Origin of the sequence: Thermobacillus composti KWC4, from assembly GCF_000227705.2 — a bacterium.
Lineage (GTDB): Bacteria > Bacillota > Bacilli > Paenibacillales > Paenibacillaceae > Thermobacillus > Thermobacillus xylanilyticus.
This window is the reverse complement of record NC_019897.1, coordinates 3,844,614-3,856,159: the sequence shown is the minus strand read 5'-3', so window position 1 is coordinate 3,856,159 and position 11,546 is coordinate 3,844,614. Positions and strand designations below refer to the sequence as shown.

Genomic DNA, 11,546 nt, shown 5'->3' with positions numbered 1-11,546 from the left:
GAGGTGTAGGGTCCTTCAATCGAATCCCTCAAAATGTTCCGCTTTTCTGTTTTCCCTCATTCCATCCTTTCGTCATTTCCCTTCATCACCTTTTGCCTTGCGGCATAAAGGACTTCATTTTCTGATGGTCCACAGTATAAACCGATTCCGAATCCCCACCTCCCCGGCGCTATTTATGACCGTTCGCTTTCAGAACGGTCGATTCACGCCGTAAAAGGAGGAATTAAGACAATGGATTTGGATTTGATCTTGGATATTGATTACGAAGCGTTCTATGAAGAAGCGCTGGGGACGAAGATTCGTTGGAGAGGCAAAGAAGGCACTACGAACTGCCCGTTTCACGATGACAGAGATCCGTCCTTTTCGGTAAACAGGGAAAAGGGCGTGTACTATTGCCATGCTTGCGGCGAAAAGGGCAATGCCATTACGATGGCCCAACGCATGGGTATTGATCTGGCTGAATTTGATAACAGCGGCAACTTGTCAAAGATCAGACAAAAGAGAAGCGGAGAAAAATTTCAAGATCATGACCGCGAACATGTCTATAACGACGAATTTGGGAACCCGCTGCACCTGGTCGGCATCGACGGGACGGGCAACCGGAAAAGCGTCATCCAATACCATCGCGTGAACGGGAAATGGCGAATCGGCAAACCCAAACGGGTCGTGCCATACCGGCTTCCCGAACTCATTCGGGCCGTCCAGGCGGGGGATCCGGTCTATGTGGTGGAAGGCGAAAAGGACGCCGACACGATGCACCGTCAAGGATTCACCGCTACCACCAATCCAGGCGGCGCCGGAAAATGGCCCGAAAGCGACGATTTTAATCGCTATTTCCAGAGGGCGAAGGTGATAATCCTGCCGGACAATGATGAGGCGGGAAGAAAGCATGCTGAAAAAATTGCGGAGATCCTTCGCAAATGGACCGACGACATCCGGATTGTTCATCTGCCCGGTTTGCCGGAAAAAGAAGATGTAACGTACTGGTTTGAAAAAGGCGGGACCGTCCAGGAATTGAAAGCCATTGTCGAGAGATCGTTTGTTCAGTCTTCCCCCAAGGCAACGAACCAGTATGTGGACCCGGAGAAATTTTTCGCAAACGGAAAATTCCAGCCCGTCGTCCTCGGCCGTGTGATCCTTGAACAGTTGCCTGCCATTGCCCATGGGACGGAGATTTACACGTACGAGAACGGCGTGTATCAAGCCGGAGGGGAAGCGCGGTTACGAAAAAAAGCGCTGGATCTTCTGGGAGACAGGTATTTGCCTATCTATGTCCACCAGGCCGTGGAATGGATCCGCACCAAATTGCTCGGGGAGCCCGTCCAGGAATTCAACGTGGAGGATGGATTCATCAACGTTGAAAACGGGCTTGTCAATTGGCGCACAGGAGAACTCCTCCCGCACACCCCCGAGCGTTACTCTTCCATCCGTATTCCCGTGACCTACGACCCTTCTGCGGATTGTCCGGACATCGAAAAATTCTTCTCCGAGATCGTTCCCCCGGATGCCGTTCCTACCCTCTATGAACTTTTCGGGTATTGCCTGATTCCGACGAACCGTTACCAGAAAGCGTTTCTGCTTCATGGCACCGGCGCAAACGGCAAAAGCACCTTGCTCAAGTTGCTGGAGAGATTTGTCGGCCCCCAAAATGTATCCAACGTTCCGCTTCATCGTCTGGAAAAAGATAAATTTAAGGTCGCTTTGCTTAAAGATAAACTGGTCAATATCTTCGCCGATATTTCCCATAAGGGCCTTGATACTTCTTCAACGTTCAAGGCCCTGACCGGGGAAGACCGGATCAATGCCGAATTCAAGGGAAAAGACGGCTTTGATTTTCGGCCCTTTGCCCGGCTCATCTTCTCCGCGAATGTGCCCCCGACGAGCAGCGATGTGTCAAACGGATTTTTCCGCCGCTGGATCGTCATCCCCTTCCCCAATTCCTTTGAGGGCCGCCAGGACCCGCGTCTGCTTGAACGCCTTACGACTCCGGGAAATTTGAGCGGGCTCCTCAACCGTGCTCTGCACGGTTTGCGCCGGCTTGAGCAGAAAAACGGCTTTACCATGGGGCCGTCCTTGCAGGAAGCGCACAAGAAGTATCAGCAAGAGGCCGACAATATTTCCGGGTTTCTTGCCGAATGCTGCGAGGTCGGCCCGAGCCTTACGTATCCCAGGAAAGAATTGTTTCTCCGATACACGGAATGGTGCCAGGAAAACGGCATGAAACCGACGACCAAAAAGAAGTTTAACCAGCGTTTGCTGGAGGAGATTTCGGGGCTCAGAATCGTCCGAAAGTACATGGGACCGGAACTTTGGAACGGCATCACTTTCTCCCCCAAGGAATAAAGAGCGCCCCCATGCTGGGCGCTTCTTCTTTTTTCGTCGCTGTCGCTCCTCCTGCTTCTGCGGAAGGCAAGGGCCGGGGCGGGGGCCAGATTCATGAATGTGAATTTGTTTTCTGAATGAGAAATCCCTTATCCTGCAAGGGATTGCGGAGTTCATACAGGAATACAAAAAACTTTCCACATTTGGAACTGGCAAATTCTAAATCCGGCGACCAGACAGGAGCAGCAGAAGAAGCATTGGGTTACAGCAAAAGGGAACACGCAAAGTTTTCTGTATGACTGTATGGCCGCGTCCCACAAGGGATTCGGGATTTGGATTTCTGTGCAGTTCCTGTTTGGTTTAATTGAATAACGGAATTTAAGTTGAATATCGTTACTTTGTGAATTACTTCACAAGTCGGAAGAAACCGGTATAATGGTGTTGAGGTGATTCGGATGAGCAAGATCTATACCTTGTCGGAAGTCAGCAGATTGATGGGGGCCAGTGAACCTTTGATATTGTATTGGATTTCGCTGGGCCGTTTTCCCGGGGTTACCCTTGAAGAGCCGGTATTCAGGCCGGATACCAAGTGTGTGTCGCCGTACGGAGAAACGTTGACCATTGCCGAAATCGAGGAACTGTACCACCAAGAACAGAAGCGTTTGGGGCGGGACAAACCGATCACCCTGGAAGAGGAAATTCAGATATTAAAAGATGAGATCCGTTACTTTGAAGAAAAATATGGCGGGCCTTTTGAGAAGACGCTGGGCGCAAAACGGGAACTATCCAGCGATGAGGAACGCGATGCAGTCGAATGGGAAAGTTTGTTGAGGTCGTTGGAGAGAAGGATCAGCAATTTGAATTCTCAATAAAAATTTTTTAAGTTCGTGTTCTGAGAAGGAAATTGTCCTCAAGCGGATAATTATATTATCAGGACGAATCAGAACATATTTTCGTATTTTGTGCAGAAAAATTGCTGCTTTTTCTTTAAGTATAGGGTATAATGCTGGTATCGGGGTGAATGAAATAATGATATTCAAAAAAGGAGAATTATTTTGCGGCCCTGGTGGATTGGCATTAGGGGCCAAAATGGCTAGGGTTGTAGATCAAAATGGAGTAGAGTATAAGGTCGAACATGAATGGGCGAATGATATAGATGAATTTGCTTGCAAAACTTATGCTCACAATATTTGTCCAGATAAACCGCATACCGTAATTCAAAAAGATGTTCGCAAGTTAGATCTTGATTCTCTCGGAGAAATTGATGCATTTGCTTTTGGGTTTCCTTGCAACGATTACAGCAATGTTGGAGAGAGAAAGGGACTTGAAGGAGAATATGGTCCGCTTTATACATACGGAGTCAAAGTGTTGAGAAAATTTCGGCCTAAATGGTTTATTGCCGAAAATGTTTCAGGTCTTCAAAGCGCAAATGATGGATTGGCGTTTAGCATGATTTTAAAAGATTTAAAGGAGTCAGGTTATAGAATCACTCCGCATCTTTATAAATTCGAGGATTACGGAATTCCTCAGACTCGGCACAGAATTATCATTGTTGGCATAAGAGATGATATCAACAAAGAATTCAAAGTTCCTGCCCCTACTCACGGTGAAGGCCGATTGCCGTACAAAACAGCGAGGCAAGCCCTGACAGAACCTCCAATTCCAAGTAATGCATTCAATCACGAGATGACCCGGCATTCAAGCAAAGTCATTGAATTACTGAATCATATTCCTGCGGGCGAAAATGCATGGTACGAAGAGATACCGGAGCATTTAAGATTGAATGTAAAAGGGGCGAGAATAAGTCAAATTTACCGGCGCTTGCACCCTGATCTGCCGGCTTATACTGTAACTGGAAGCGGAGGCGGCGGCACTCACATGTATCATTGGAGTGAACCGCGTGCTTTGACTAACAGGGAACGAGCAAGGCTGCAAACTTTTCCGGATGATTTTGTGTTTATGGGAGGCAAAGAAAAAGTAAGACAACAAATCGGAATGGCAGTTCCTCCTGAAGGCGCGAAAATAATTATAGAAGCAATATTGAAAACTTTTGCCGGAATTGAATATGAAAGCGTTGAACCAAAATGGAGTGCAGATGAATTTATGCATCAACAACTGGAGTTAGATCTCATTTCGGTGTAAAAAGGGAGCGGCTTAATGCCGCTCCTGTGATTTATAGGCCTTGAGCCGCGCGCAACAGATCGCTGACTGTTGCATATCCGCGGTTTTGTATAGCGTTTAGAAACAATCTGATCCGTTCTTCCTTGGACAAGTTGTTCTCAATGCAGTAATCAAGAAAGCCAATCAATACTTTTGCGCTTAAAATAATCCCTTTAATCTCCCGGTCGGGGATAATGCGTTGGGCCAGACTGCTTATTTTTTGCAAATTTTTCTCTCCGCTCCAGTCTGCTACGGTAACATACCCGAAGAAAGAAACCCTGCGGCGATCATAGCCATCATAATTCGGCAAATACTCGGATGCCATGTGTGAAGCCAATTGTGCAGATAATGGAAATTTATTTGAGCGATAATTCTTTGCGTCAATGATCCCCAATTCTGAAGGCCCGTATTTAAGGACAATTTCGATTTCTGTCTCAACGTCGGCAAGTGATTTGGGGCGCATTACAACATCAAATCCAATTGCCTTGAAGATTTCGCCTGTCTTATCCTCGAATGCATGATTATCATGCTCATTCAAGTAACTTTCAACAAAATCGTCGTTCAGCGCTAAATGTCTGAATTGCATTAGTTCGTTTGCATGTTTCTCTGCTTCTTTCGGCGGAAATTCATTAAGAAGAATTCTCATCAAGGTTTCATAATTTAACTCGGACAAGTCAGGGTAATTAGAAAGCAGTCTGCGAATTTTATTCGCAGTCTTGGACTTGTTTGTTGCCGGTTTAATGCTACCGTAACTGCTTGCTTTATAACTATCGACATCCAAGCCGTTATTTTCAGCCATACGTTGAAGCGATATAAGGTATCTTGTGTTGAAAGGGTAACGGTAATCATACTGCTCGATTATTTCAGCAACCCGTTTGGAATCAGACGGTTCAACTCGAAGAGCCTCACCTCGGATATATTCGACGAGACCAGTATACTCGCAAATTAACATAAACGTATGCGCTACGTCCCCGTGCGCGAGTTCGTAATCTCTTGCGCCTTTATCGGAACGTTCGCGATGGTCGAAATTTTCAGCAATTTCTTGCTTCATCTTCGCTTTAGTTTCCTGGTCGGCATTTCGAAATAACAGTATATTCTTCGTAACTGATTCAAGTTCATTGTCGTTCTTAGCAGTTAATGCAAAGTAGGTAATTTCTTCTTTGGTGACATAATAGTCCAATTCCTTTTGATTTGTAAGTTTTATTAGGAATCTGGCAGGACGTATTCTGAAGTCCGGATCAAATTGCGGGCGGAACCCTGCTTCAAGGAAGTAGGCATTTGGAATTTGCAGAGTCAATATTTGTTTTGTGATGTTTTCATGGACCTTTTCACCATCCAAAATTTTCTTTCCGACTTTGGTTAGTCTCAAATAGCCCTCTTCATCTGTGTAAACATAAGAGAAGGTCTTCAGCATTGCTGCCCAGGTTCTTCCTCCAGATCCGTCATTGCTGATATGGTCACGTTTAATTCCGCGGGCATTTAGTTCTCGTTCGTAATTAAGATGGGCTTGCCGGTTGCCCGACCATCGAATTGTGAAATCTTTCGTCGCGTCCCGTAAAGCGATAAGCGCATCACGGTGAAATTTCGGATCGCGTTCTGGGCGAGTTATAAACCACACTTTTCTCTCTTTCATAAAGATCACATCCTTTCTGTAGAGATCCGATTAAGTATTTGCTCATAAGATTGAAGTTCTTCAGCCGATAATACACTGTCCAATGCTTTAAGGGCATCAACGTAAAATTTTATATCGCGAAAGAATTGGCGTATTTCGGGATCGTTATTCAGCAAGTATTCTGCCCCGTTCGTTGCCAAATCTATGAAGACAGAGGAGATTTTGAATAATTCTTCGTCCAGAATATGATTAACATCAACAGGATTATTGTCTCTTCCGCTCGTTTTCTTATTAATCGCGGTTATTGTTCTGATAAATGTTGTAACTCTCATATCTTCTAATTCGTTGAAGGCACGGTTAAACCAATTGCCGCCACGGCTAGAGATGGCACTCAGTTTTGCATGACTAATTTTGCGATTTTGAAGTTCCTTGTCGATGTTTCGGGTGAGTCGATAAAGCAAAATCTTTTTTAGTAAACTTAACAAAAGATTGTCCACTGAATGGTTATTGCCCATTTCGTTCACATCCTAAAAAATACCTTTGCCTTTGTAATTTAAGATATTCGATATCCTGTTCGAATGAATCACCTCATGAGGTTATATTTTTATCCAGAATGTTTTATTGGGGTTGATGTTGTTGGCAGACATGTTTACCAGAGAACAGCGATCCAAAAACATGAGCGCAATTCGCTCAAAAGGCACAGCGCTGGAAAGTAAAGTTACGAAAGAATTATGGAGAAGGGGATATAGGTTTAGAAAACATGTAAAAAAGTTAAAAGGGAATCCTGACATAGCAATTCAAAAATACAAAATCGTAATATTCCTTGATTCTTGCTTTTGGCATGCATGCCCAATTCATGGAAACAGGCCTGCATCCAATGTGGATTATTGGGATAAGAAACTCGCAAGAAATATTGAAAGGGACAGAGAGGTGACGGAATACTACTTGAACATAGGCTGGAATTTATTGCGTATTTGGGAGCATGAAATTAAGGATGATTTTGAGGGAACTATTGAAAGAATCATTAAATTTATCAAGCAATCGAAACAAAAAATGAGTTGATGCTTGATGTCCTTTCTTTGTTTTTTCAGGAGAATTTTCCCGACTTCGGCAGATCATTAAGTAGGCGGATGACGGCGAGAAGGAAAAGCACCGGGTGAAGTGAGCCGCCTTAGGGAAGTCGAGAGGCATTTCCGGGCGATTGTAAACGCCTCCAAAACATCATCGAGCATTTCACCTGATCGGCATCTCCCCAGGCGAGGGGGATGATCGTCTGCATGAGCCGGGAAATCTGCGTGCGGCTGTACGAGAAGATGCGGGCGATCGAAGGGTGTCCGCCGGTGGAGATCGTGATGACGGGCAACGTGGACAAGGACCCCCGGGAGTGGAGGGAAAAGCAGCCGGGAAGCGAATTCGCCCACATCAAGACGAAAGAAGAGCAGGAAACCGTCAAGGCCAAACTGCACGACCCGGACGACCCGCTGAAACTGGTCATCGTCCGGGACATGTGGCTGACGGGCACCGACATCCCGCCGCTTACGTACCTGTACGTAGACAAGCCCCTGAAAGGGCATGGGCTGATCCAGGCCATCGCCCGCGTCAACCGGGTTTTTCCCGGGAAGACGGGCGGCGTAGTTGTCGATTACATCGGCATAGCCGACGCTCTGAAGGAAGCGACGCACAAGTACACCCAGGGCGGGGGAAAGGGCAAGCCGATCGGCGATCTTTCCGAGGAAGCCGTGCCGATTTTCTTCGAGGCGCTGGAGTCCGTCCGGAAATTCGTTTCCCCGGGCGTGGACATCTCCAACTGGCGGGCGAAGCCGAAGGTGGAGCGCGAGGACTGGCTTGCGGATTTCGTGGGGCACCTCATGGGGCCCGACGAGGATGCGTTCCTGAACGCGCAAGCCAGGCTGGACAAGGCGTATCAACTGGTCAAGCATCTGCCGAACGTCCTGCCGCTTGCCAATGAAGCGCTGCTTTATGAAATCGCAGCCATCCAGATCAAGCGGTACAAGGGGACGGGCGGAGGCGAAGGGAAGCCCAAAAATCTCGAGGAAGAACTTAAGAAACTGATCGATCGCAGCATTGGCGCCCGGGAAGAGGCGATCGACTTGTTCGAGAAGGCCGGCCTAGAGAAGCCGGACATTTCGATCCTGGACGAAGCGTTTCTGGCCGATTTCGAGAAGAAACCGCACGTCGATCTGCGGCTGAAACTCATTCAAAAATTGCTCGAAGAAGAAATCTTCTACCTGGTCCGGCAGAAGAGTCCCCTCGGCATCGAACTGAGCAAAAAACTGAAAGAGACGATCCAGGCCTACCACAATCGCGTCATTACGGCCACGGCCGTCGCGCAGATGATGGTGGAAGCCAGGAAGAGGCTGTTGGAAGAGCGCAGGAAAAAGGAAGCCCTCGGCCTGACGGACGAGGAAATGGTGTTTTACGATCTGGTTGAAAACATGGGGGTTGGAGTGTTCTCCAACGAATTTCTGGCCGGCTTGATCCGCAAGGTGGTGGCCGCCATGAAGAAGGAGTTCCAGATCGACTGGACGAACCCGCACCGGCAGGACGTTCTGGCAAAGGTGACGCTTGCCGTGAAAATGGTGCTGATGCGGGAAAACATCAAGGGGGAGCAACTGCGCTTTCTGACCAATGCCATCGTGGAGAAGGCGAAGGACAAATACAAGGATTGGCCGTTGGAGGCGTGAGTGAAAAGATAGAGAGCCTGCCTCCTGGCAGGCTCTCCTGACCACATGAACCATCCCGGTTCAAGGGCAGCATCAGTCCGAAAATGTCCACACCAACCCGTCCCGGATCAAACCGTCAGGTTGGAGGGCAGCATAGACAGATCTTGTTGTTTCTATTATATCGAGTGAAATCAAGAGGTGCCAAGGGGTATTTCTTTCCCTTTCCAGGGCGTTGCTTGCGCATAGGTCTTCCTCAATTCGTAAGTTGATGGGCAAGCGTCCGTTTCGCCTGCTCCAGGTTTTCGACTTGCTGGCGCAGCCGCAACATTTGATGGAACACGGCAGGCGCATAAACTTGTTCATCTCGCGAAAGACTGACTGGCTTTACCGCGGCAAAGGAACGCCGTCCCCTGTATACGTTTCGTATACAAGTATACGCGGGTATACGCAGAATGCTGCTGCGCATGAGTTTTTGAAAAAAAAATCCTCGTAATTCCTGGAAATTTCGATTCTGCACGCTATAAAATAGTATCAGTACAGGATTTGCCTCAGCCGGAAACCTCCATCCCGGCGCAAGAATGGCGGCTTCCGGGCACTCCCTGCCCCCTTGAGACACTCCGTGCGCGGGGAATCCTCGCTCCCCTGTGAACCCCCCCTTGTTGAACGCCTTCTGTTTTCTTTTTCCTCGTCAGAACGATCTTGCAGCAAAAAGCGGGCTTCTCAAATCCGGTCGTGAACACAGGTTATCGGTTCCGAGAATCGTAAAGGAGGGGACGTACAAAAGCATGAGGAGCATTACCGACCTAATTTAAGCAGAACTGTGTGGGACACCTGGTCCTCCGTTATGGCAGTCTTGACTGCCGGTATCAATTCCAACGGAGGTACCACACATGCAAGACCATTCAATCCCCATGTTCTCTGCCGGAGGATCCGTTGTCCCACGCTTACTGGAGCCTGTCTATGACCCCTTGTACCAACTCGTTCATTTGCATCATCACGGCGCGCCGGATCAAAAGTGCTATATCGCGCTGGGGAAGAAGGATCCAAACGCCCGCAGCGGCTGGTTTCAACGTCATTTCAGCCCGAAGGAGTTGCCGGCCGCCTTGCTGGATCCTGACTGGAAAGACGGGATGGACGTCTACTTTTCGCTGAACAACTTCTTCCTACCCAGAAGGACGTCCAACTGGACCAGGGAGATTCGGGCTCTCTATGTGGACATCGACTACTACAAGTTGGACAGGTGGAAACCCTACAGTCCGGAAGCGATGTTTGATTACATCCGGATGGAGTATGTGGACGAAGGCCGATTACCGATGCCGTCATACGTCATTTTCTCCGGCAGCGGCATTCAACTGATTTTCCTTCTGGAACCTGTTGCCTATTTGAACAAGAAAGCGTACCTGTTGTGGAAAAGATTGCAGTCCCACTTCGTCGAAACGCTCCGGGATGTTGGCGCCGACTCGATGTGCACCGATCTTTCCCGGGTATTCCGGCTCGCCGGCACCTTCAACTCCAAAACCGGTCGGCAGGTTTACCTTGTTCAGTATTTGACCGCGCCTTACTCAATGGAAATGCTCGCCGCCGGATGGCTCCCTCCGCCGCCCCCCCGTCACAAGCCGCAACCATCTCCCCGACGGATTTTAAAGCAAAAGAAGCCCTCCCAGCAAAGGAAACCCGGCGACCCGCCGAAGACGGCTTTTACTCCGTATACGCTTCACCTGGCCCGCGCCAGGGATCTGGAGAAACTGGTACGGCTTCGCCGGGGAGAGATGGACGGTTGCAGGGAATATACGTTGTTTCTGTATCGCTATCTCATGCTTTTCCTCACTCACAATCCCCAAACGGCTCTCCAGAACACCCATCGGCTCAACGAATGGTTCTCCCGTCCCCTGTCCCGTTACGAAGTGGAACAAGCGACGCGAAGCGCCGAAGAAATGTGGGCGCATCAAACGGGGCAAAAAAACCTCTCGATTACCCGCAAAAATCCCGATGCATACCAAACCGTTGGTTACTTTCACAACAATCAAACCATCATCAAGCACCTCAACATTACGCCCGCAGAACAACGCGAACTTGTGACAATCATCGGAAAAGAGGAGAAAAATCGCCGGGAACGGGAAAGGAAAGAACGCCGGAGAAGGGAGGCCCAAAAGCCGACTTGCGACATGATCAAACAGAGGGCAGAGGAAAAAATCCAAAGGATTCACCGGCTTCTAGCGAAAAACCCGGGCTTGTCCATACGCGGGCTGAGCCGGATGACCGGTTTCTCCAGGTCGGCCATTCAGCGTTACATGAAACAGGCGTAATCACAGGCGGGCGGCGATCGCCCGCTTATGCCGATTAAGGTGTCCCATGCAGTTCTGCTTAAATTAGGTCGGTACTGTTTACTCATGTGATTCAGGAAGTGTTTGCAGCAGGGTCTGTTCTTTTGGTTTTTGGGAACAGGAACAGGATATTTTCGGAACAATCGGGTGAAGTAGTTCGAGATTGAGAAATATGCCCGGATACTATTGGTCGCACACACACCTTATGTTCTTTCCATTCGGTTCTATATGTCCGGAAATTTCGGGTGAACGCCCAACCCTATTCTGACAATTTTGGAACTCGGAAAAAACATGAATATCCGGATAATTTTTATTGAAAATGTCCGGTCGGATACTTCATGGCAGTCAGCAAGTTCTTATTGATTATAACTGAAAGATTCTTCGGTCGGGCAGATAGTTTGTAAGGTTACGGAAACAGGAAATGCGAGTGATCCTGTCGAATTA

At 48.2% G+C, this 11,546-nt stretch carries 8 protein-coding genes; 6 read left to right on the top strand and 2 right to left on the bottom strand.

The features are described 5' to 3' along the window. The first annotated feature begins 231 nt into the window (after positions 1-231). The 3 genes from THECO_RS20750 to THECO_RS21325 all read left to right on the top strand — a co-directional run bounded on the left by THECO_RS20750 (position 232) and on the right by THECO_RS21325 (position 4,464). On the top strand, positions 232-2,343 hold the full coding sequence (locus THECO_RS20750; protein WP_015256372.1) for a phage/plasmid primase, P4 family: 2,112 nt from the start codon (positions 232-234) through the stop codon (positions 2,341-2,343). Between the two features lie 434 nt (positions 2,344-2,777). Next, positions 2,778-3,194, top strand: a complete 417-nt coding sequence (locus THECO_RS17620) for a hypothetical protein (RefSeq protein WP_015256371.1) — start codon at positions 2,778-2,780, stop codon at positions 3,192-3,194. 157 nt (positions 3,195-3,351) lie between these two features. After that, a complete protein-coding gene (locus THECO_RS21325) occupies positions 3,352-4,464 on the top strand; it encodes a DNA cytosine methyltransferase (protein WP_015256370.1) in 1,113 nt (370 codons plus the stop codon). Between the two features lie 31 nt (positions 4,465-4,495). Here the strand turns inward: THECO_RS21325 and THECO_RS17615 are convergent, their stop codons facing one another. Continuing rightward, a complete protein-coding gene (locus THECO_RS17615; protein WP_015256369.1) occupies positions 4,496-6,115 on the bottom strand; it encodes an AlwI family type II restriction endonuclease in 1,620 nt (539 codons plus the stop codon). Positions 6,116-6,120: 5 nt separating this feature from the next. After that, positions 6,121-6,609 (bottom strand): hypothetical protein, encoded by a 489-nt coding sequence (locus tag THECO_RS17610; protein ID WP_041853983.1) that lies wholly within the window; start codon positions 6,607-6,609, stop codon positions 6,121-6,123. Positions 6,610-6,739: 130 nt separating this feature from the next. Here THECO_RS17610 and THECO_RS17605 point away from each other — a divergent pair, with 130 nt between their 5' ends. The 3 genes from THECO_RS17605 to THECO_RS17595 all read left to right on the top strand — a co-directional run bounded on the left by THECO_RS17605 (position 6,740) and on the right by THECO_RS17595 (position 11,084). After that, a complete protein-coding gene (locus THECO_RS17605; RefSeq protein ID WP_015256368.1) occupies positions 6,740-7,156 on the top strand; it encodes a very short patch repair endonuclease in 417 nt (138 codons plus the stop codon). A gap of 215 nt (positions 7,157-7,371) precedes the next feature. Beyond that, on the top strand, positions 7,372-8,799 hold the full coding sequence (locus THECO_RS17600; RefSeq protein ID WP_052835939.1) for a type I restriction enzyme endonuclease domain-containing protein: 1,428 nt from the start codon (positions 7,372-7,374) through the stop codon (positions 8,797-8,799). An 869-nt stretch (positions 8,800-9,668) separates the two neighbouring features. Further along, positions 9,669-11,084 (top strand): winged helix-turn-helix transcriptional regulator, encoded by a 1,416-nt coding sequence (locus tag THECO_RS17595; RefSeq protein ID WP_015256367.1) that lies wholly within the window; start codon positions 9,669-9,671, stop codon positions 11,082-11,084. Positions 11,085-11,546 lie beyond the last annotated feature (462 nt).